Source organism: Streptomyces sp. NPDC016459, assembly GCF_040632845.1.
Taxonomy (GTDB): Bacteria; Actinomycetota; Actinomycetes; order Streptomycetales; family Streptomycetaceae; genus Streptomyces.
In genome coordinates this window covers 150,233-171,121 of the sequence record NZ_JBEYCR010000009.1, presented here as the reverse complement: position 1 = coordinate 171,121, position 20,889 = coordinate 150,233, and the positions used below count along the sequence as shown (strand labels likewise).

The 20,889-nt window shown below is 71.8% G+C and carries 21 protein-coding genes; 2 read left to right on the top strand and 19 right to left on the bottom strand.

Annotated elements, in window-relative coordinates:
• Positions 1 to 64: 64 nt before the first annotated feature.
• Positions 65 to 631: a bifunctional pyr operon transcriptional regulator/uracil phosphoribosyltransferase PyrR gene (gene pyrR / locus ABZ567_RS22480; protein ID WP_360792640.1), complete on the bottom strand. Its 567-nt coding sequence runs from the start codon at positions 629 to 631 to the stop codon at positions 65 to 67.
• Positions 632 to 877: 246 nt separating this feature from the next.
• On the opposite strand from pyrR, the gene bldD reads away from it, so the two are divergent.
• The gene (gene bldD, locus ABZ567_RS22475; protein ID WP_015032294.1) at positions 878 to 1,378 is read left to right on the top strand and encodes a transcriptional regulator BldD; all 501 of its coding nucleotides are present in this window, start codon (positions 878 to 880) and stop codon (positions 1,376 to 1,378) included.
• A gap of 246 nt (positions 1,379 to 1,624) precedes the next feature.
• Here bldD and nusB read toward each other — a convergent pair whose 3' ends face one another.
• From nusB to ABZ567_RS22400, 15 genes are all read right to left on the bottom strand, one after another.
• Positions 1,625 to 2,062 (bottom strand): transcription antitermination factor NusB, encoded by a 438-nt coding sequence (gene nusB / locus ABZ567_RS22470; RefSeq protein ID WP_360792638.1) that lies wholly within the window; start codon positions 2,060 to 2,062, stop codon positions 1,625 to 1,627.
• A gap of 2 nt (positions 2,063 to 2,064) precedes the next feature.
• Positions 2,065 to 2,631, bottom strand: coding sequence for an elongation factor P (efp, locus tag ABZ567_RS22465; protein WP_073818654.1), 567 nt, complete (start codon positions 2,629 to 2,631; stop codon positions 2,065 to 2,067).
• Between the two features lie 49 nt (positions 2,632 to 2,680).
• Positions 2,681 to 3,793: an aminopeptidase P family protein gene (locus tag ABZ567_RS22460; protein ID WP_360792636.1), complete on the bottom strand. Its 1,113-nt coding sequence runs from the start codon at positions 3,791 to 3,793 to the stop codon at positions 2,681 to 2,683.
• 79 nt (positions 3,794 to 3,872) lie between these two features.
• Entirely contained in the window at positions 3,873 to 4,778 is a 906-nt protein-coding gene (locus tag ABZ567_RS22455) for an AAA family ATPase (RefSeq protein ID WP_360792811.1), read from the bottom strand.
• A 476-nt stretch (positions 4,779 to 5,254) separates the two neighbouring features.
• Complete coding sequence (aroQ, locus tag ABZ567_RS22450) at positions 5,255 to 5,701, bottom strand: type II 3-dehydroquinate dehydratase (RefSeq protein ID WP_360792634.1); 447 nt, start codon at positions 5,699 to 5,701, stop codon at positions 5,255 to 5,257.
• A complete protein-coding gene (gene aroB / locus ABZ567_RS22445) occupies positions 5,698 to 6,795 on the bottom strand; it encodes a 3-dehydroquinate synthase (protein WP_360792632.1) in 1,098 nt (365 codons plus the stop codon). The genes aroQ and aroB overlap by 4 nt, the downstream gene beginning before the upstream one ends.
• Complete coding sequence (locus ABZ567_RS22440) at positions 6,792 to 7,313, bottom strand: shikimate kinase (protein WP_360792630.1); 522 nt, start codon at positions 7,311 to 7,313, stop codon at positions 6,792 to 6,794. Before ABZ567_RS22440 ends, aroB begins: the two co-directional genes overlap by 4 nt.
• Positions 7,310 to 8,494, bottom strand: coding sequence for a chorismate synthase (aroC, locus tag ABZ567_RS22435; RefSeq protein ID WP_360792628.1), 1,185 nt, complete (start codon positions 8,492 to 8,494; stop codon positions 7,310 to 7,312). Before aroC ends, ABZ567_RS22440 begins: the two co-directional genes overlap by 4 nt.
• A gap of 114 nt (positions 8,495 to 8,608) precedes the next feature.
• On the bottom strand, positions 8,609 to 8,836 hold the full coding sequence (locus ABZ567_RS22430; RefSeq protein WP_360792626.1) for a hypothetical protein: 228 nt from the start codon (positions 8,834 to 8,836) through the stop codon (positions 8,609 to 8,611).
• A gap of 53 nt (positions 8,837 to 8,889) precedes the next feature.
• A complete protein-coding gene (locus ABZ567_RS22425) occupies positions 8,890 to 9,732 on the bottom strand; it encodes a shikimate dehydrogenase (protein ID WP_360792624.1) in 843 nt (280 codons plus the stop codon).
• Positions 9,713 to 11,482, bottom strand: a complete 1,770-nt coding sequence (mltG, locus tag ABZ567_RS22420) for an endolytic transglycosylase MltG (protein WP_360792622.1) — start codon at positions 11,480 to 11,482, stop codon at positions 9,713 to 9,715. The genes ABZ567_RS22425 and mltG overlap by 20 nt, the downstream gene beginning before the upstream one ends.
• Before the next feature lie 101 nt (positions 11,483 to 11,583).
• Positions 11,584 to 12,048, bottom strand: coding sequence for a Holliday junction resolvase RuvX (ruvX, locus tag ABZ567_RS22415; RefSeq protein WP_360792809.1), 465 nt, complete (start codon positions 12,046 to 12,048; stop codon positions 11,584 to 11,586).
• A 2-nt stretch (positions 12,049 to 12,050) separates the two neighbouring features.
• A complete protein-coding gene (gene alaS, locus ABZ567_RS22410; protein WP_360792620.1) occupies positions 12,051 to 14,720 on the bottom strand; it encodes an alanine--tRNA ligase in 2,670 nt (889 codons plus the stop codon).
• Positions 14,720 to 15,067 carry a DUF6167 family protein gene (locus ABZ567_RS22405; protein ID WP_360792618.1) on the bottom strand — a complete coding sequence of 116 codons (348 nt, stop codon included), beginning with the start codon at positions 15,065 to 15,067 and terminating at the stop codon, positions 14,720 to 14,722. The genes alaS and ABZ567_RS22405 overlap by 1 nt, the downstream gene beginning before the upstream one ends.
• A gap of 6 nt (positions 15,068 to 15,073) precedes the next feature.
• Positions 15,074 to 15,511: a DUF948 domain-containing protein gene (locus tag ABZ567_RS22400; RefSeq protein WP_360792616.1), complete on the bottom strand. Its 438-nt coding sequence runs from the start codon at positions 15,509 to 15,511 to the stop codon at positions 15,074 to 15,076.
• 158 nt (positions 15,512 to 15,669) lie between these two features.
• Between ABZ567_RS22400 and ABZ567_RS22395 the strand changes: the two genes are divergently transcribed.
• The gene (locus tag ABZ567_RS22395; protein ID WP_360792614.1) at positions 15,670 to 17,844 is read left to right on the top strand and encodes an AAA family ATPase; all 2,175 of its coding nucleotides are present in this window, start codon (positions 15,670 to 15,672) and stop codon (positions 17,842 to 17,844) included.
• Positions 17,845 to 17,854: 10 nt separating this feature from the next.
• On the opposite strand, the gene rpsD is transcribed toward ABZ567_RS22395, so the two are convergent.
• The 3 genes from rpsD to ABZ567_RS22380 form a co-directional block, all read right to left on the bottom strand.
• Entirely contained in the window at positions 17,855 to 18,469 is a 615-nt protein-coding gene (rpsD, locus tag ABZ567_RS22390) for a 30S ribosomal protein S4 (protein WP_015032311.1), read from the bottom strand.
• Between the two features lie 351 nt (positions 18,470 to 18,820).
• Entirely contained in the window at positions 18,821 to 20,173 is a 1,353-nt protein-coding gene (locus ABZ567_RS22385) for a replication-associated recombination protein A (RefSeq protein WP_360792807.1), read from the bottom strand.
• A 43-nt stretch (positions 20,174 to 20,216) separates the two neighbouring features.
• Positions 20,217 to 20,843 (bottom strand): vitamin K epoxide reductase family protein, encoded by a 627-nt coding sequence (locus ABZ567_RS22380; RefSeq protein WP_360792611.1) that lies wholly within the window; start codon positions 20,841 to 20,843, stop codon positions 20,217 to 20,219.
• Between the last annotated feature and the right edge of the window lie 46 nt (positions 20,844 to 20,889).

Below are 20,889 nucleotides of genomic sequence, written 5' to 3'. Positions count from 1 at the left end.
GGTGTGAGGGCGTGCGGGGGCGCAGGGGTGTGCCCCGGCCCCGCGGGGGGGAAAGCCGGTCCGGCTAGGCGGAGGGCCTGGCACCGAGCAGGACGGTGTCGCGACCGTCCTCCTCGGCGAGCTGGACCTTGACCGTCTCCCGCAGCGACGTGGGGAGGTTCTTGCCGACGTAGTCGGCGCGGATCGGAAGCTCTCGGTGGCCGCGGTCGACGAGGACGGCGAGCTGGACCGCACGGGGGCGGCCGATGTCGCCGAGGGCGTCGAGGGCGGCGCGGATGGTGCGGCCGGAGAAGAGCACGTCGTCGACGAGGACGACGAGGCGGCCGTCGATGCCGTCACCGGGGATCTCGGTGCGGCCGATGGCGCGCGCCGGCTTCATCCGCAGGTCGTCCCGGTACATGGTGATGTCGAGGGACCCGACCGGGATCTTGGCGCCGGTGATCGATTCGAGCTTCTCGGCGAGTCGGCGGGCGAGGAAGACACCGCGGGTGGGAATGCCGAGGAGGACCACGTCGTCGGCGCCCTTGGCGCGCTCGACGATCTCGTGGGCGATGCGGGTCAGGACCCGCGCGATGTCGGGGGCCTCGAGAACGGGCCGCGCGTCGTCGCCGTACTGCTGCTGGGTGTCCATGAAGAAACGGACCTCCTTCTCCGCCTCACGGGACGGCTCTTAAAGGACGTCGGATTTGCGACGTCAACGTTACCAGGGACGGACGGACGCCGTGCGCGCACCCCCGTCGCCGTTCCGGGCGCCGTCCCCCGCGAGGGGGCGGTACGGACCTTTCGGCTTGACGGGTAGGTGTAACGCTGCGTAACCTCACAGTGAGTTACCAGCCGCGCGGCGCAGCCGCATGTCGTCACAGCGTCCGGGAGCGTTATGTCCAGCGAATACGCAAAGCAGCTCGGGGCCAAGCTCCGGGCCATCCGCACCCAGCAGGGTCTCTCCCTCCACGGGGTGGAGGAGAAGTCCCAGGGCCGCTGGAAGGCCGTCGTGGTGGGATCGTACGAGCGCGGCGACCGCGCGGTGACCGTGCAGCGTCTTGCCGAGCTGGCCGACTTCTACGGGGTGCCGGTGCAGGAGCTCCTGCCGGGCACGACCCCGGGCGGGGCCGCCGAGCCGCCGCCGAAGCTGGTCCTGGACCTGGAGCGGCTGGCGCACGTCCCGCAGGAGAAGGCCGGCCCGCTCCAGCGCTACGCGGCGACGATCCAGTCGCAGCGCGGCGACTACAACGGCAAGGTGCTGTCGATCCGTCAGGACGACCTCCGCACCCTCGCCGTCATCTACGACCAGTCCCCCTCGGTCCTCACCGAGCAGCTGATCAGCTGGGGCGTGCTCGACGCGGACGCACGCCGCGCGGTCGCCCACGAGGAGAACTGACCCCTTACGAGGGCAGAGAAGAAACGTAACGCCGGGCTCCTGGACGTCAGCTGACGTCCAGGAGCCCGGCGCTTTTCGTGCCCACCGGCGCCCACCATCCGGCATCCGGCATCCGGCATCCGGCATCCGGCATCCGGCATCCGACGGAAGCCGAGGGGGGCACAGCACCCGGCAGACCGAAGGGGCCCGCAGCACGAGTGCTGCGGGCCCCTTCGACCGCCGGTGACGTCCACCGGCCCGGACGACTCAGGCGTCGGTGTCCCGGCGCAGACGCGGCTTCAAGTCCTTGAAGCGCGCCAGCAGACCGTTGACGAAGGTAGGGGACTCGTCCGTGGAGAACTCCTTGGCGAGCTGCACCGCCTCGTCGATCGCCACCGCGTCCGGCGTCCCGTCCTCCCAGATCAGCTCGTAGGCGCCGAGGCGCACGATGTTCCGGTCGGCGACGGGCATCCGGTCGAGGTCCCAGTCCACCGCGTAGGTCGCGATGAGCTCGTCGATCCGCGCCACGTGTGCCGCGTACCCCTCGACCAGTTGCATGGTGAAGTCGCTCACCGGCGGCTGGCGGTCGTCCGACCGCGCGTGCCGGACCTGGTCCGCCAGGACCTCCTGGACGGAGGCGTCACGCTGGTCGGCCTCGAAGAGGATCTGGAAGGCGCGCTTGCGGGCCTTGCTCCGAGCGGCCACGGTTAGTCGTTCACCCGGCCGAGGTAGTCGCTGGTGCGGGTGTCGACCTTGACCTTCTCACCGGTGGTGATGAAGAGCGGGACCTGGATCTCGTGGCCGGTCTCCAGCTTGGCGGGCTTGGTGCCGCCGGTGGAGCGGTCGCCCTGGACGCCCGGGTCGGTGTGCTCGATCGTCAGCACGACGGCGGCGGGGAGCTCGACGTAGAGCACCGAGCCCTCGTGCTGGGCGACGGAGGCGGTGAAGCCCTCGATCAGGAAGTTGGCGGCGTCGCCGACGGCCTTGCGCTCGACCATGAGCTGGTCGTAGGTCTCCATGTCCATGAAGACGAAGTAGTCGCCGTCCATGTAGGAGAACTGCATGTCGCGGCGGTCGATGGTGGCCGTCTCGACCTTCACACCGGCGTTGAAGGTCTTGTCGACGACCTTGCCGGACAGCACGTTCTTGAGCTTGGTGCGCACGAAGGCCGGGCCCTTGCCGGGCTTGACGTGCTGGAACTCGACGACGGACCAGAGCTGGCCGCCTTCGAGCTTGAGCACCATGCCGTTCTTGAGGTCGTTCGTGGAAGCCACGGTTGCGGAATCTCCTGGACTGACGTGGGACCGTGGAGGCGTACGCGCCTTACAGCGCGAGCAGCTCCTTGGTCGTGATGGTGAGTAGCTCGGGTCCGCCGTCCGCCTCCTGGCGTACGACGAGCGTGTCATCGATCCGGACCCCGCCCCGGCCCGGGAGGTGGACCCCCGGTTCGACGGTGACCGGCACACAAGCGTCCAGTTTACCCATGGCCGAGGGTGAGAGCTGCGGGTCCTCGTCGATTTCGAGCCCCACACCGTGCCCGGTGAGGGGTACGGCGGCCTCCGCGTGCCCCGCCGCGTCCAGGATCTGACGGGCCGCCCGGTCCACGTCCCGGTACCCGGCACCCGGTACGAGCGACTCCCGTCCGGCCCGCTGAGCGGCGAAGACGAGCTCGTACAGCTCGATCTGCCAGTCCGCGGGCGTCGTACCGATGACGAAGGTACGGCCGATCTCGCACCGGTAGCCGCGGTAGTCGGCCCCGAGGCAGACGGAGAGGAAATCACCCTCCTCGACCCGGCGGTCGGTCGGCCGGTGCCCGCGCCGTCCGGAGTGCGGGCCGGTCGCCACCGAGGTGGGGAATGCGGCGCCGTCGGCACCGTGGTCGACCAGCCGCCGCTCCAGCTCCAGGGCGAGATGGCGTTCGGTCCGGCCCACCAGGATCGACTCGAGCAGCTCACCGAGGGCCTGGTCGGCGATCTCGGCGGCGATCCGGAGGCAGGCGATCTCGTCCTCGTCCTTGACGATCCTGAGCTGCTCGACGGCGCAGGCGAGGTCGGTGAGACGCAATCCGGGCGAGACGGAGCCCATGGCCCGGTACCGGGCCACCGTCAGGTCGTGCTCCTCGACGGCGAGCGCGTCGGCGCCTGACCGGAGGGCGTGGCCGACGGCGGCGACGGCCGGATCCCCGCCGCCGGTGGGCAGGACCTGTCGGCGGAGCAGTTCGTCGAGCCGTCCGTCGGCCGGCTCGCCACCGGGGGCCACGGAGCAGAGCAGGACGTCCGCGTCGGGCTCCGGTCCGACGAGGAGGACGGCGCCGGGAGGCGAACCGCCCGCCAGGTAGCGGACGTTGGCGGGGCGGGAGACCAGGGCCGCCGGGCTGCCCGCGGCCGCGCACCGATCGCGCAGCCGTACACGGCGGTCCGCATACACCTCTGACATGCTCCGAGCGTACGAGCAGCGGGCCGCGGTGGCCTGTTCAGCACGGCCGACCGGGCAGCGACGCCCGGTCGGCCGAGGCTCACCAGGTGGGCGGGCTGGCGATCGCGCGGGCCAGCACGTCGTCGAGGACGCGGGCGGTGGTCTCGACGTCGTACGTGGAGTTGTCGATGATCGGCAGGCCCGAGCCGTACCAGCCGGCCATCCGGCCGTGGATGGCGGCGACCTCCTCGTCCGAGAGGCGCCGGTTCCCGCTGCGCTCGGCGTTGCGCTCCAGGACGACCTCCAGGCCGGGCAGGAGCACGACCGGGAGCAGGCCGGGGCCGACGTGGCGCTTCCAGCCCCCGAGGCCCACCACGGGCCGGTCGGGGAAGACGGCGTCGTCGACGATGCAGGAGATCCCGTTGGCGAGGAAGTTGCGCGCGGCGAAGCCGCAGGTGCGGCGGGCGAGCCGGTACTGCGCCTCGGAGTGCTCGTTCCACCCGGTCTGCGGGTCGGCGAAACCGGAGCAGACCCACTCGCGGACGTCGTCGAGGCTGATGTGCGCGGTGGGCACGCGGCGGCGCTGCGCCCAGTGCCGGGCGACGGTCGTCTTGCCCGCCCCTGCGGGACCGATGAGCAGGACGGCGAGGGTCGCCGCGCCCGTACCGACGCCGTGCTCGCCGGGGGGCGCGAGCGGCGCGCTCACGGGCGGCAGCGGCACGTGGCCGGTGGGGTCCGCACGGTGGGGGCCCCCGACGGGGTACTGCGACGCGCCGGAGTGCGGCGGTACGGCTCCGGGCGCCGCGGCCCAGCCGGGCGCTCCCGGCTGCGCGGGGGGCGGTGACGGCGCCGCGTGCGGGGGCCTGGGGGCCCCGGCCTGCACGGCCGGGTGCACACCGAGCCGCGGCCCGGCCGTCGGGCTCTGGTGCGGGGCGCCGGACGGCGGCGGAGGCACGAGCGGACGCGCGCCGACGGCCCCGCCCTCCGCCCTTGAGGCGGGAGACAGGCCGGGTCCGGGGTTGGGTCCCTGAGCAGGGCCGGGGCCGGGACCCTGGCTGGGGCCGGGACCGGGGCCGGGACCCTGGCTGGGGCCGGGACCGGGGCCCTGAGCAGGGGCGGGACCGGCACCAGGGCCCTGCCCGGGACCGGGGTGGGGTCCTTGTCCGGGGCCGGGACCATGACCGAGGCCGGGACCCTGGCCGGGACCATGACCGAGGCCCTGTCCGAGGCCGGGACCGGGGCTCTGTCCGAGACCGGGGCCCTGGCCAGGGCCCTGACCAAGGGCGGGGCCCTGGGCGTGAGCCTGGGCGTGGCCCTGGCTCGGCGCCTGGCCCGATTGCTCGGGGGGTGGCAGCGGACCCCCCACTGCGTGCTGCATCCGGTGCCACTCCGTCTCGTACGCCTGATGTATCCGGTGCGCCGGAACGTTACCGCCCCCGGCCCCCACGAGGGGAACGGCCGGGGACGCCCCCTGGTGCCCTGTCAGCCGGACAGTTCCTCGGCGAGCGCCCTCAGGGCGAGCCGGTAGGAACCGATCCCGAACCCGGCGACCGTACCGGTCGCCACGGCCGCGACGACCGAGGTGTGCCGGAACTCCTCCCGGGCGTACGGGTTCGAGATGTGGACCTCGATCAGCGGGGCGGTCCGCTGGGCGGCGGCGTCCCTCATCCCGTACGAGTAGTGCGTGAACGCCCCGGGGTTGATGACGACCGGCGTCGAGGTGTCCGCCGCCTCGTGGAGCCAGCGGATCATCTCGCCCTCGTCGTTCGTCTCCCGCACCTCGACGTCGAAGCCGAGCTCCGCGCCGAGGGTGCGGCAGGAGTCGACGAGTCCCTTGTACGACGTGGCGCCGTAGATGTCGGGCTCGCGCGAGCCGAGCCGGCCCAGGTTGGGGCCGTTGAGCACCAGGACCGCACGGGGCTCGCTCACGCGGACACCTCGCCGTACGCCGCGATCAGGACGGCCGGGTCGGGACCCTCCAGGACGGTGGGCCTGCCGATCCCGTCGAGCACGATGAAGCGCAACAGGTCGCCGCGGGACTTCTTGTCCACCCGCATGGTCTCCAGGAGCTTGGGCCACTGGTCGCCGCGGTAGGTGAGCGGGAGGCCGACGGACTCCAGGATCGCGCGGTGCCGGTCGGCGGTCGCGTCGTCGAGCCGCCCGGCGAGCCGGCCGAGTTCGGCGGCGAAGACCATGCCGACGGAGACGGCGGCGCCGTGGCGCCACTTGTACCGCTCGTTCTTCTCGATGGCGTGGGCGAGGGTGTGGCCGTAGTTGAGGATCTCGCGGCGGCCGGACTCCTTGAGGTCGCCGGAGACGACCTCCGCCTTCACCCTGATCGAGCGGACGAGCAGCTCGGCGGTGTGCGGCCCGGTCGGGGTGCGGGCGGCCTCCGGGTCCTCCTCGATGAGGTCGAGGATGACCGGGTCGACGATGAACCCGGCCTTGATGATCTCCGCGAGACCGCTGACGTAGTCGTGCACCGGCAGCGAGTCCAGGGCCGCCAGGTCGCAGAGGACGCCGGCGGGCGGGTGGAAGGCACCGACGAGGTTCTTGCCCTCGGCGGTGTTGATGCCCGTCTTGCCGCCGACGGCCGCGTCGACCATGGCGAGGACGGTGGTCGGTACGGCGATCCAGCGCACGCCCCGCAGCCAGGTCGCGGCCACGAAGCCGGCCAGGTCGGTGGTGGCGCCGCCGCCGACGCCCACGACGACGTCGCTGCGGGTGAAGCCGGTCTGGCCGAGCGCCTTCCAGCAGTAGGCGGCGACCTCGACGGTCTTGGCCTCCTCGGCGTTCGGCACCTGGATGGCGACCGCCTCGTACCCCTGGTCGGCGAGGTCGGCGCGGAGGGCCTCACCCGTGTCGGCGAGCGCCTCAGGGTGGATCACGGCGACCCGCTTGGCCTGGGTGCCGATCAGTCCCGGGAGCTCACCGAGCAGCTGCCGGCCGACCAGCACCTCGTACGGATCCGTGCCCGCGCTGCCCGCGACCTGGATACGGGTCACTGCCTGGTCCGTCGTCATGCGTCCTTCTTCAGATCCAGTGCCGCGAGGACCGCGTCCGCGACCTCTTCCGGGGTGCGGTCGTCGGTGGCGACGACGGCCCGCGCGACTTCGGTGTACAGGTGACGGCGTGCCTCCATCAGCTCGCGCCACTGGCGGCGCGGGTTGACGGCGAGCAGCGGCCGCGCGGTGTTGAGGCCGACGCGCCGGACGGCCTCGTCGACGTCCATCGAGAGGTACGCGACCGGCAGCCCGGCGAGCAGGGCGCGGGTTCCGGCGTCGAGGACCGCGCCGCCGCCGAGGGCGAGGACGCCCTCGTGCCCGGTGAGGGCCGCGGCGACCGCGTCCCGTTCCAGGGCGCGGAAGTGGTCCTCGCCGTCCTCGACGAAGATGTCGGAGATCTCGCGTCCCTCGGCGGCGACGATGTCGGCGTCGGTGTCCCGGTAGGGCGCGCCGAGCCGTTCGGCCAGGAGCGCGCCCACCGTGGACTTGCCGGAGCCCATGGGCCCGACGAGGACGACCAGGGGACCGGCGGTCACCGGATGCGGAGGTTGTCGAGGTACGACCGCACGTTGCGGCGGGTCTCCGGGACACTGTCGCCGCCGAACTTCTCGACGACGGCGTCCGCGAGGACCAGGGCGACCATGGCCTCGGCGACGATGCCGGCGGCGGGGACGGCGCACACGTCGGAGCGCTGGTGGTGGGCCTGGGTGGCCTCGCCGGTGACGACGTCGACGGTGGCGAGGGCGCGCGGGACGGTCGCGATGGGCTTCATCGCGGCGCGGACGCGCAGCAGTTCACCGGTGGTCAGACCGCCCTCGGTGCCGCCGGAGCGGCCGGTGGTGCGCCTGAGGCCGTCCTCGGTCCTCACGATCTCGTCGTGGGCCTGGGAGCCGGGCACGCGGGCGAGGTCGAAGCCGTCGCCGACCTCGACGCCCTTGATGGCCTGGATGCCCATGAGGGCGGCGGCGAGGCGGGCGTCGAGGCGCCGGTCCCAGTGCACGTGCGAGCCGAGGCCGACGGGCACGCCGTAGGCGAGGACCTCGACGACACCGCCGAGGGTGTCGCCGTCCTTGTGGGCCTGGTCGATCTCGGCGACCATCGCCTTCGACGCGTCGGCGTCGAGACAGCGGACCGGGTCGGCGTCGAGCTTCTCGACGTCGGCGGGGGTCGGGTGGACGCCGTACGGCGCCTTGGCGGCGGCCAGCTCGACGACGTGCGAGACGATCTCGATGCCCGCGGCCTCCTTGAGGAAGGAGCGGGCGACGGCGCCGAGGGCGACCCTGGCCGCGGTCTCCCGGGCGCTGGCGCGCTCCAGGATCGGCCGGGCCTCGTCGAAGCCGTACTTCTGCATGCCGGCGAGGTCGGCGTGGCCGGGCCGGGGCCGGGTCAGGGGGGCGTTGCGGCCCGTCTCCTTGAGCTCGGCGGGGTCGACCGGGTCGGCCGACATGACCTTCTCCCACTTGGGCCACTCGGTGTTGCCGATCATGACGGCGACCGGGGAGCCGAGGGAGAGCCCGTGCCGGACGCCACCGAGGAAGGTGATCTCGTCCTGCTCGAACTTCATCCGGGCGCCGCGCCCATAGCCGAGACGCCGCCGCGCGAGGTGGTCCGCCACCAGCTCAGTGGTGACCGGGACACCGGCGGGAAGACCCTCCAGCGTCGCGACCAGCGCGGGTCCGTGGGATTCCCCAGCGGTCAGCCAACGCAACCTGCTCAACGATGCTCCTCATGCTCGCGCCTGGGCACTGCGACGACGCGGCCGGGTGCGCGGCCCTGGCCCGCCACTCCCGATCCTCCCACGTCCGGGGCGACCACTTGGTCGCCGGTCCAGCTATCGGACGCGGGTCTCGTCCTCCTGGCCGGTCTCCTCGTCCGCCGGGGCGGTGGAGGAGCGTTTCCGCAGCCAGGAGAGGAAGCCGTACGCCACGGTCGAGCCGAAGAGGCCGAGGACGGTGTACCTCGCCCAGGCCGGCAGGTCGCTGAAGAACCCCACGTACAGAAAGCGCACCACGTCGAAAGCGGCGTCCCACTTGGACGCCAGCACCAGTTCCCCGCCCATGTCCCCCGTACTTCCCCCTGCGGCTCCGGCGGTCCCCCGGCGCCGCTCCGAGCCTACCGGGCGCTCAGTGCCCGCTCCCCCGCCGCCCGCATGGCCGCGAGCGGCGCCCGCGGCGCGCCCGTCATCTGCTCGACCTGGAGGACGGCCTGGTGGACGAGGAGGTCGAGGCCGCCGACGACCTTGCCGCCGCGGTCGGACCAGGCGGCGGCGAGCGCCGTCGGCCAGGGGTCGTAGAGGACGTCGAAGAGGGTGCCGACGCTGTCGGGGACGGCGGTCGCCAGCGCGTTCGTCGTCCCCGCGGGGGTGGTCGCGACGACCAGCGGCGCGGCGAACGCCTCCGCCGCGTCGTCCCAGTCGGCGGTCCGGACGTCCACGCCGAGCCGCTCGCCCCAGCCGCGCATCTCCTCGGCCCGCGCCTCACTCCGTACGTACGCGGTCACGGGCCCGGCGCAGATCCGGGCGATCGCGGCGAGCGCGGAGGAGGCGGTGGCGCCGGCGCCGAGGATCGCCGCCGACTCCACCTTCTCGACGTTCCGCTCGCGCAGGGCGGCGATCATGCCGGGGATGTCGGTGTTGTCGCCGACCCGCCGGCCGTCCTCGCCAAGGACGACGGTGTTGACGGCCTCCACCGACGCGGCCGTGTCGCTGATCTCGTCGAGCAACGGGATGATCGCCCGCTTGAGAGGCATGGTCAGCGAGAGGCCCGCCCAGCTGTCGTCCAGCTCGCCCACGAAGCCGGACAGCCCGGCCTCGTCGACCTCGAACCGGTCGTACGACCAGCCGTCGAGGCCCAGCTCGGCGTACGCGGCCCGGTGCAGGACCGGGGAGAGCGAGTGGGCGATCGGCGAACCGAGGACGGCCGCGCGGCGGCCCGTCTCACTGGTTCGTGCTGGCATTGAACTTGTCCTTCAGCTTGAGGAAGTCGGCATGCGTCTTGGCGAACTCGGTCTTGTTCATGCCGTCCGTGGCCACGAAGTAGATCCAGCCGTCGCTCGTGGGGCTGAGCATGGCGGCCAGCGCCTCGTTGCCCGGGTTGCCGATCGGCCCCGGCGGTAGTCCCTTGTGCTTGTACGTGTTGTACGGGTCGGTGTTGGTGCGGGTCTCCTTCTCGGAGATCTTGATCTCGCTCTGACCCTTCAGGTAGTTGAGGGTCGAGTCGAACTGGAGCAGCTGGTACGTCTCCCGGTTGTCGGGCTGGAGACGGTTGTAGACGACCTCGGACATCTTGCGGAAGTCGTCGTGCGTCTTGCCCTCCGCCTGCACCAGGCTCGCGACCGTGACGAGTTCCCACGGGCCCTTGACGCCCAGCTCCTGCGCCTTCGCGTCCAGGTCGAGCTTCCCGTACTCCTGGTTCGCGCGGGAGACCATCTTGCGGAGTGCGTCCTCCGGCTTGCTGTTCTTGGCGACCGGGTAGCTCGCCGGGAAGAGGAATCCTTCCAGCGGGTCCTTGACGTCCTTGTGGTTCTTGGCCCAGTCCGGCAGGCCCAGGGAGTCCGCCTTCGCGCGGGCGATCTCCTTGGTGGTGCCCGGCTTGAGGTCGAGGCGCTTGTCGAGGGTGTCGTACACCCAGGTGTTGCGCTTGCCCTCGGGGATGACGAAGTTGGCCTGGCTCGCCGGATTGAGCATCAGCGCGACGGCGCTGTCCGCCGACATCTCCTTCTTCAGCGTGTAGACGCCCGCCTGGATCGTCCTGCCCTTGGGGTTCTGGGACTGCGCGGCGACGAACGCGTCGACGCTCTTCACGACGCCGGCCTTCTTCAGGATGTTGCCGATGTCGTAACCGAGCGCCCCACGCGGGATCTCGACCTGGATCTCGCCGGTGCCGCCGCCCGCGTAGTCGGGCGCCTCCCCGAACTGGCCCTGCCAGAACTGGTAGCCGAAGTAGCCGACGCCGCCGACGCCGCCGGCCAGGACGAGGGCGACGACCAGGCAGGCCACGCCGTTCTTGCCGTTGCGCTTCTTCGCCTTGCTGCGGCGGTCGCGGTCGCCGCCGCGCGAGCCCCGGCCGGGGGCCGGCTCGTCGTCGTAGTCGTCGTCCGGGTCGTCCTCACCCGTGAAGAAGGGGTGCTTCTCCTCCTCCGGCTCAGGCCGGGACTCCTCCTCCGGGGCCCAGTCGATCACCGGCTCCGGCGGGTTCTGCCGGTGGCCGGGGGGCTGGGGCGGCGGGTACGCCTCGGGGGTGCCGTAGAGGTCGGGGTTCTGGCCGCCGTACGGATCGGCCGGAGGCGAGCCGTAGGCCATCGCCGCCTGGCCGCTCTCCCAGCTGCCGTCGTACTGCTGTCCGAGGTGCCCGGGCGTGTCGTAACCGCCCTGGTACTCCGCCCCGTACTGCTGCTGCTCATACGACTGCTGGTACTGGTGAGCCTGCGCCGGCTGCTGGTACTGCGGGTCCACGTACCCCTGCGGCTGCTGCTCGTACTGCTGCGCATGCTGCTGCTGGTACGGGTCACCCTCGTATCCCTGGCCGCCCTGAGTACCCTGACCACCCTGGCCGTACGGGTCCTCGTAGCCCTGTCCGCCGTGCCCGTACTGGCTCGCCTGCTGCGGATCCGGGTACTGCTGCTGGCCCTCCCACCCCTGGTCCCCGTAGAGCGGGTCCCCGGGGTGCCACGGTTCGGAGCCGGGGCTCCGGCCATACTCAGTCATCGATCCCCAAACAGCCGCGAGGCTTCCGGACGATCCGCCTCTACGTAGTGCGGCAGCTGTTCGAACACCGCCGCATCGCGCGGAACGTTACCGTATCGCGATCAGATGACCACTTCGACGCCCTCGCCGGGCGGATTACCTGATACCCGTTCGGACTCAAGAGCGTTCTGCAGGATGATCACAGCGGCGGCCTGGTCGATGACGGACCGCCCCTTCTTCGCCTTCACTCCCGAGGCCCGCAGGCCCTGCGTGGCCGTCACGGTCGTCATCCGCTCGTCCACGAGGCGGACGGGTACGGGCGCGATCCCGCGCGCCATCTCCCCGGCGAAGGCACGGACCTTGGTCGCGGCCGGGCCCTCCCGCCCGCTGAGCGAGCGGGGCAGACCCACGATGACCTCGATCGGCTCGTACTCCTCGACGATCTGGCGGAGCCGCCGGTGGGCGGCCGGGACGTCACGTCCCGGCACGGTCTCCACCGGGGTGGCGAGGACCCCGTCGGGGTCGCACGAGGCGACCCCGATCCGGGCGTCCCCGACGTCCACCGCGATGCGGCGGCCGCGGCGCATCGTCACGCCGTCTCCGTCACGAGGCGCTCGACGGCGGCGATGGCCTCGCCGACGGCGCCCGGGTTCTGGCCGCCGCCCTGGGCGACGTCCGGCTTGCCGCCGCCACCGCCACCGAGGGTCTTGGCGGCGGTACGGACCAGCTCACCGGCCTTGAGGCCGCGCTCGCGGGCGGCCTCGTTGGTGGCGATGACCGTGAGCGGCTTGCCGTTGACCGTGGTGAACAGGGCGACGACGGCCGGGCGGCCGCCCGAGATGCGGCCCCGCACGTCGAGGACCAGCCTGCGCAGGTCGTCGGCGCCGGTGCCGTCCGGGACCTGCCCGGTGACGACGGCGACGCCGCGGATGTCCTGGGCGGAGTCGACGAGGCCGGCGGCGGCCTGGAGGACCTTCTCCGCACGGAACTTCTCGATCTCCTTCTCGGCGTCCTTCAGCTTGCCGAGCATGGTGGAGATCTTCTCCGGCAGCTCCTCCGGACGCCCCTTGACCAGCTCCTGGAGCTGGGCGACGACCGTGTGCTCCCTGGCCAGGAAGTTGTACGCGTCGACACCGACGAGGGCCTCGATACGGCGCACGCCGGAGCCGATGGAGGACTCGCCGAGCAGCTTCACCAGACCCAGCTGGGCGGTGTTGTGGACGTGCGTACCGCCGCACAGCTCCTTGGAGAAGTCGCCGATGGTGACGACCCGGACCTTCTCGCCGTACTTCTCACCGAACTCGGCGATGGCGCCCTGACGCTTGGCCTCGTCGATCGGCATGACCTCGGCGTGGACCTCCAGCTCGCGCGAGAGGACCTCGTTGATCTTCTGCTCGACGTCGGTGAGGACCGCGCCCGGCACGGCGTTCGGCGAACCGAAGTCGAAGCGGAAGCGACCGGGCTGGTTCTCGGAGCCGGCCTGGGCGGCCGTCGGACCGAGGGCGTCGCGCAGCGCCTGGTGGGTGAGGTGGGTGGCCGAGTGGGCGCGGGCGATGGCCCGGCGGCGGCGCACGTCGATGGCGGCGTAGGCCGTGGCGCCCACGGTCACCTCGCCGACCTGCACGGAACCCTTGTGCACGGACACACCGGGGACCGGCTGCTGGACGTCACGGATGTCGATGACCGCGCCGCTGTGCAGCCTGATCCGGCCCTGGTCGGCGATCTGGCCGCCGCCCTCGGCGTAGAAGGGGGTGCGGTCGAGGACGACCTCGACCTCGTCGCCCTCGGAGGCGGCAGGCGAGGGGACGCCGTTGACGAGGAGACCGACGACGGTGCTCTCGCCCTCGGTGTTGGTGTAGCCGGTGAACTCGGTGGCGCCGTTTCCGTCGGCGATCTCCCGGTACGCGGTCATGTCGGCGTGCCCGGTCTTCTTGGCCTTGGCGTCGGCCTTGGCGCGCTCCCGCTGCTCCTTCATCAGGCGGCGGAAGCCGTCCTCGTCCACCGAGAGGCCCTGTTCGGAGGCCATCTCCAGGGTGAGGTCGATCGGGAAGCCCCAGGTGTCGTGGAGCAGGAACGCCTTGTCGCCGGAGAGGATCGTGCCGCCGGCGGCCTTGGTCTCGGTGACGGCGGTGTCGAGGATGTTGGTGCCGCCCTTGAGGGCCTTCAGGAAGGCGGCCTCTTCGGCGAGGGCGACGGTCTCGACGCGCCTGCGGTCGGTGACGAGCTCCGGGTACTGCTCGCCCATCGTGTTGATCACGGTGTCCACGAGTTCCTGGACGACCGGACCGGTGGCGCCGAGCAGACGCATGTTGCGGACGGCGCGGCGCATGATGCGGCGCAGCACGTAGCCGCGGCCCTCGTTGCCGGGGGTGACGCCGTCGCCGATGAGCATCACGGAGGTGCGCATGTGGTCGGCGACCACGCGGAGCGAGACGTCGCTCTCGTGGGACGTGCCGTAGTCGACGCCGGTGAGCTCGGTGGCCTTGTCGATGACGACCTTGAGGGTGTCCGTCTCGTACATGTTCTGGACGCCCTGGAGGATCATCGCCAGGCGCTCGAGACCGAGGCCCGTGTCGATGTTCTTCGACGGCAGCTCGCCGAGGATCGGGAAGTCGTCCTTGCCGGAGCCCTCACCGCGCTCGTACTGCATGAAGACGAGGTTCCAGATCTCGACGTACCGCTCGTCGTTGACGGCCGGGCCGCCCTCGACACCGAAGTCGGGGCCGCGGTCGTAGTTGATCTCGGAGCACGGGCCACAGGGGCCGGGGACGCCCATCGACCAGTAGTTGTCCTTCTTGCCGAGGCGCTGGATGCGCTCGGCGGGGACGCCGACGACGTCGCGCCAGATCTGCTCGGCCTCGTCGTCCTCCTGGTAGACCGTGATCCAGAGCTTCTCCGGCTCCAGCCCGTAGCCGCCGTGCTCCACCGAGGAGGTCAGCAGCTCCCAGGCGAGCTTGATGGCGCCTTCCTTGAAGTAGTCGCCGAAGGAGAAGTTGCCGCACATCTGGAAGAACGTGCCGTGGCGGGTGGTCTTGCCGACCTCTTCGATGTCCGGCGTGCGCACGCACTTCTGCACGCTGGAGGCGCGCGAGAAGGGCGGCTTGACCTCGCCCAGGAAGTAGGGCTTGAAGGGCACCATGCCGGCGGGGACGAGCAGCAGAGTCGGGTCGTCCGCGATGAGCGACGCCGAAGGGACGACGGTGTGCCCGCGCTCCTCGAAGAAGCTCAGCCAGCGGCGGCGGATTTCAGCCGACTCCATCAGTGGTCCTCATTCCGGTTGTACGAGATCGTGGGGATGGAACGCGTCGTGGTCGGGCGCGCGGTGGGATCGAGCGCGGCCCTGCGACGGGGTGGCGGAAGCTCGTGGTCCTGGTCGACGGCTGCGTCCAGGCCGAGCGCCTCGCCCAGCTCGGCCTCGCGCTGGACCATGCCGGCCCTCACGTCGAGGGCGAAGTCCCTGAGGCGGTGGCCGGTCTCGATCGCCTTGTTCGCCGCCTGGGCCGCGAGGCTCTCGGGGGTCAGCTGCTTGAGCTTCCGGTTGACCTTGGTGGTGGCCCACACGCCGGCGGCTGCGCCGGCCGTGAACCAGAACGTACGGCGGAACATCGCGGCTCAGCCCTTCTGCTTCCGGCGTCGGGAGGACGGCACGGTACGGCCGACGATCACAGTACGGCGCGAGCGGGCGCGCGGCACGTCCTCGCCGTCCCCGCTCCGGCCGAGCGCCTTGCGCACGCCGTAGCCGAAGGCGGCCACCTTGACGAGCGGGCCGCCGAAGGCGGTGGCGACGGTGGAGGAGAGCGCGGAGGCGTTGGAGGTGACCTCCTGGACGTCCGAGGCGATGGCGTCGACCCGGTCGAGCTGGGTCCGCGCGGAGCGCACCGTCGCGGAGGCGTCCGCGAGCAGGGGCACGGCCTGCTCGGTCACGTCCGCCACCAGCCTGGTGGTCGCCCTGAGCGTCTGCGCCAACCTCACCAGCACCACGGCGAGGAAGGAGACCAGGATCGCCCAGAAGACGGCCACCAGAATCCCGGCAACCTCTCCACCGGTCACTCTGCACCGCTCTCTGCTGTCGTCGGGCCTTTGCGAAAAGTCGTTCCACGACCCTATCGCGCCCGGGCTCTCCCGCCGTACCGCATTACCGCCCGTGGGAGGGGAGTTGCGGGAACCGATTGTACGGAGAGCGTCCCGGTGAGTACGCTCCGTGTCCCATGCGACGCAGCAATCTCCCGGCGGAGCTGAACCGGTTCGTCGGCCGGTCCGCAGAGCAGGCCGCACTGACGGCGCTCCTCGAAGAGTCCCGCCTCGTCACGGTCGTGGGTGTGGGCGGGGTCGGCAAGACCCGGCTCGCGCTGCGCGCTGCCACGGCCGCGCAGAAACGCTACAGCGACGGGGTACGGCTGGCCGAGCTCGCGGCCCTCCGGGACCCCGGACTCATCGAGTACGCCCTGGCCGAGGCGCTCGGCCTGACCGACCACACCCCGAGGGCCCCGCGCGAGATCCTCCTCGACCATCTCGCGGAGCGGCGACTGCTCCTCGTCGTCGACGGTTTCGAGCACCTCGTGGAGCACTGCGCCCCGCTGGTACGGGAGATCCTCGCGCACGCCCCCGGGCTCACCGTCCTCGCGGTCGGCCGCCGGCCCCTGCGCGTGGCGGGCGAGACCGTGTTCCCGCTGGCGCCGCTGGACGAGGCGGACGCGGTGACCCTGCTCGCGGAACGGGCGGCGGAGGCGGGCGCGCCGACTCCGCCGGCCGACGAGGACGCCGCTCACGAGCTGTGCCGACGCCTCGACGGGATCCCGCTCGCCCTGGAACTGGCGGCCGGGCGGCTCCCCCTCCTCTCCGCCGGACAGATGCTGCTGCGCCTCGACGACCGCTTCCGGCTGCTCACGGACGGCGCGCGGGGGGCGCTCCCCCGCCATCAGACGCTGCGCACGGCCATCGGCTGGAGCCACGAGCTGTGCACCCCGGAGGAACGGCTCCTCTGGGCGCGGCTCTCGGTGTTCCCCGGCCCCTTCGACCTGGAGGCCGTGGAGTACGTGTGCGGGGGCCGGGAGCTGCCGCCGGAGCGGATCCTGAATCTGCTCGGCGGACTGCTCGCGCAGTCGCTGCTCACCCGGGAGGACACTCCCCTCGGTCCCTCCTACCGGATGCTCGACACGGTCGCCGCGTACGGGGCGGAGTGGCTGGCGGCGCTCCACGACACGGAGCGGATGCGGCGGCGGCACCGTGACTGGTACATGGGCCTGGCCACCTGGTGCGAGCTGGAGTGGTTCAGCCCGCGCCAGCCGGAGGTGGCGGCCCTCACGGAGGCGGCGCTGCCGCATCTGCGGGCGGCCCTGGAGCTGTGTCTCGAACTCCCCGAGGACGCGCATCTCGCCCAGCACCTGGCGGGCACGCTCTGGTTCGCGTGGGTGGGCTGCGGGCGTCTCTCGGAGGGCCGGCACTGGCTTGGGCGTGCGCTGGCGCTGGAGTCCGGGCACGAGGAGGCGCGGCTGAAGGCGCTGTGGGTCCTCGGGTACGTGGCGGTGCTGCAGGGGGACGGTACGGCGGCGGTGGCGGCGCTGCACGAGTGCGGGGAGCGGGCGCGGTCCTCGCGGAACCCGCTGGCGGAGGCGTACGCGACGCACCGGATGGGCTGTCTCGCGCTGCTCACGGACGACATGCCGCGGGCCGAGGAGCTGATCGGGCGGGCGCTCCTCGCGTACCGCGAACTCGGCGAGCTGAACAGCAACGTGCTGATGGGGCAGGTCGAGGTGGCGATGGCGCGGGCCTTCCGGGGCGACCTGGAGGGGGCGGCCGTCCTCTGCCGGGAGGTCCGGGAGATCTGCGAGGAGCGGGGCGAGCTGTGGACCCGGGCGTACGCGCTGTACGTGCTGGCGTATGCGGCGTGGAGCAGGGGCGCGTACGGGGAGGCCAGGGAGCTGTTGACCGAGTGCGTCCTGATCAACCACACCTTCCGTGACCTGGTCGGGCTCGTCCTCGCGATCGAGGTGCTGGCCCTGGTGGCGGTGAGCGAGGGCGACCCGGTGGAGGCGGCGGTCCTCCAGGGGGCGACGGTGCCGGTGTGGGACACGGTGGGTGTCCGGCTCTTCGGCTCGGAGGCGTTCGACGGGCCGAGGTCGCTGTGCGCGCAGCGGGCGGAGGAGGCGCTGGGGGCGGAGGCGTACGGCGCCGCGTTCCGTGCGGGCCAGGCCCTGTCGGCGGCGGAGGCGGTGGAGCGCGCGCTGGCGTTCGGCCGCGGCCCGGCCCTCGCCGGCGCCGGGGGGTCGTCCGCCCCGCGCCCCTTCCGTACGGCGGGGTCGTCGTCGGTCCCGGGAACGCGGAAGCCCGCCGACTCCCCCACCGGAAAGGGCGGGGAAGCGGCGGGCCGGGAACCGCGGTAGTACGCCTGGGTCAGCGGGCGTAGTACTCGACGACCAGCTGCTCGTCGCAGATGACCGGGATTTCCTTGCGGTTCGGGTCGCGGTCGAGGCGGAAGGCCAGGGCCTTCAGGTTGACCTGCAGGTAGCGCGGGGTCTCGCCGTCGGCGGCGAAGCCACCCTCGCGCGCCATCTCGAACAGCGGCTTGGTGCGGCTGCGCTCGCGGACCATCACGACGTCGTCGGGACGGACGCGGAACGACGGCTTGTCGACCTTGCCACCGTTGACCTGGATGTGGCCGTGGACGACCATCTGGCGGGCCTGGTAGATGGTGCGGGCGATGCCCGAACGCAGGACCAGGGCGTCGAGGCGGCGCTCGAGCTCGACGACCAGCGCCTCGCCCGTCTTGCCCTCGGCCTTCTTGGCGCGGTCGTAGGCGCGGGCCATCTGGCGCTCGCTGATGTCGTACTGGGCGCGCAGACGCTGCTTCTCGAGCAGACGGACCTTGTAGTCCGAGTTCTGCTTGCGGCCACGGCCGTGCTCGCCCGGCGGGTAGGGGCGGGCCTCGAAGTACTTGACAGCCTTGGGGGTCAGCGCGATGCCGAGGGCACGCGACTTCTTGACCTTGGGACGGGACTGGTTCGGCATGAACCAACCTCTCTCTTCGTACGTAACGGCTTCACCAGGGTTAGGGGAGGTCGCATCCGCAGCCGGGAAACCCACCGGGTCCGTACGGGACGGACCTGCCGGGCAGCCGCTCCCAGGTCTGGGCACATACGTGCAGCACGCGAACGACCCACCGCCGCTCCCGGGAACCGGGTGGTGGTGGGTGGCACGCGACACCTTCGAAGGTGCGCGACGCTCCTGGAAACCCCGCCCTGAGGCCGGGTCTCCGGCTGACTGTCCCGTTCTGGTGTGCCGACCGGAGCCGGACACGGGACGCAGCAATCCGCACCAGTGTACCGGGTCCCCAGAGTGCTCACGCACGGCGTCGGAGTGCTACTCCTCGCCCTTCAGGCGGGCCCGTACGCGCTCCACCACGTCCGCGTACCTCGCCTCGGCGCCGTAGCGGGTCGGCTCGTAGTAGTGCTTGCCGTGGATCGTGTCCGGGGCGTACTGCTGGGACGCGATGCCGCCCGGGACGTCGTGCGGGTACACATAGCCCTGGGCGTGGCCGAGCTTGGCCGCACCCTTGTAGTGGCCGTCGCGCAGGTGCGCCGGGACCGAGCCCGCGAGGCCGTTCCGCACGTCCGCGAGGGCGGCGCCGATCGCGGTCGTCGCGGCGTTCGACTTGGGGGCCAGGGCCAGGGCGATGGTGGCGTGGCTCAGGGTGAGCGCCGCCTCCGGGAAACCGATCATGGCGACGGCCTGCGCGGCGGCGACGGCGATCGGCAGCGCGTTCGGGTCGGCGAGGCCGATGTCCTCGCTCGCGGAGATCATGAGTCGCCGGGCGATGAACCGCGGGTCCTCCCCCGCCTCGATCATCCGCGCCAGGTAGTGCAGGGCCGCGTCCACGTCCGAGCCGCGGATCGACTTGATGAGCGCGCTGGCCACGTCGTAGTGCTGGTCGCCGTCCCGGTCGTACGTCACGGCCGCGCGGTCGACGGTCTCCTCGACCGTCTGGAGGGTGATCTCCGGCTCGCCCTTGGCGATGGCGGCTCCCGCCGCCGCCTCCAGGGCGGTCAGGGCGCGCCGGGCGTCGCCGCCCGCGACGCGCAGGAGGTGGGCCTCGGCGTCCTCCGGCAGGGTCACGGCCCCGCCGAGTCCGCGCTCGCCGGTGAGGGCCCGCGCCATCAGGCCGCGCAGGTCGTCGTCGGTCAGCGACTCCAGGGTGAGGAGCAGCGAGCGGGAGAGGAGCGGGGAGATGATCGAGAAGTACGGGTTCTCGGTGGTGGCGGCGATCAGCGTCACCCAGCGGTTCTCGACGGCGGGCAGGAGCGAGTCCTGCTGGGCCTTGGAGAAGCGGTGGATCTCGTCGAGGAAGAGGACGGTCTCCTTGCCGTAGCCGCCGACCGCGCGCCGGGCGCCGTCGATGACGGCGCGGACCTCCTTGACGCCCGCGGTGATCGCGGAGAGCTCCACGAACCGCTTGTTCGTCGCCTTCGAGACGACGTAGGCGAGGGTGGTCTTTCCGATGCCCGGCGGGCCCCAGAGGATCACCGACGAGGCGCCGGCGGGGCCGCCGTCCCCTTCGCCCACCAGTCGGCGCAGCGGCGAGCCGGGCTTGAGCAGGTGCTTCTGGCCCACCACCTCGTCGAGGGTGCGCGGGCGCATCCGGACGGCCAGCGGGCTGCTGGCCGGGTCCTTCTCCTGGCGGTCTTCGGCGGCTGCGGTAAAGAGGTCGGGCTCCACAGTCATGAAGCCTAGGTCACCGCACCGACAGCGCGGTCCTCCGTCAGCCGGTCCAGAAGTCCCACCAGCGGGTCAGGATGAGCATGCCGATGATCCCGATGTGCAGGACGGGAAGGATCCAGGTGAACTCGTCGAAGAAGGTCCTGAGGCCGCGGGGGGCGGGGATGACGCCGTGGCGGACGTTGTGCGAGGTCACGTACCAGAACATGACGATGGTGGCGACCCAGGCTAGGCAGCACCACAGGCAGAGCGAGTTGATCTCGTACAGCGACTGGTACGTGAGCCAGGTGCAGAAGCCGACGCCGAAGAGCGTGCCGGCGTTGAGGCCGAGCCAGTACCAGCGGCGGTAGCGGGCCCCGGCGAGGAGGCCCAGACCGATCGCGACCACCATGGCGTACGTGACGAGGCCGAGCATCGGGTTCGGGAAGCCGAAGACCGAGGCCTGGTCGCTCTTCATGATGTTGCCGCAGGAGACGATCGGGTTGAGGCTGCACCCCGGGGTGAAGTTCGGGTCCTCCAGCAGTTTGAACTTGTCGATCGTGATGACCCAGGCGGCGAGCACCCCGGCCGCTCCGGTGATCACGAGAAGCCAGGCGAAGGCCTTGCCCGCGCCGATCGTGCCGGCGCCGTCGCGGCCGGACGCGGCCTCTTCCACCGCTGCCTTCGTCATGTCGCCTTGTCCCTCGATCGTCCGCCTGTCGGGCACGGCCATTCTG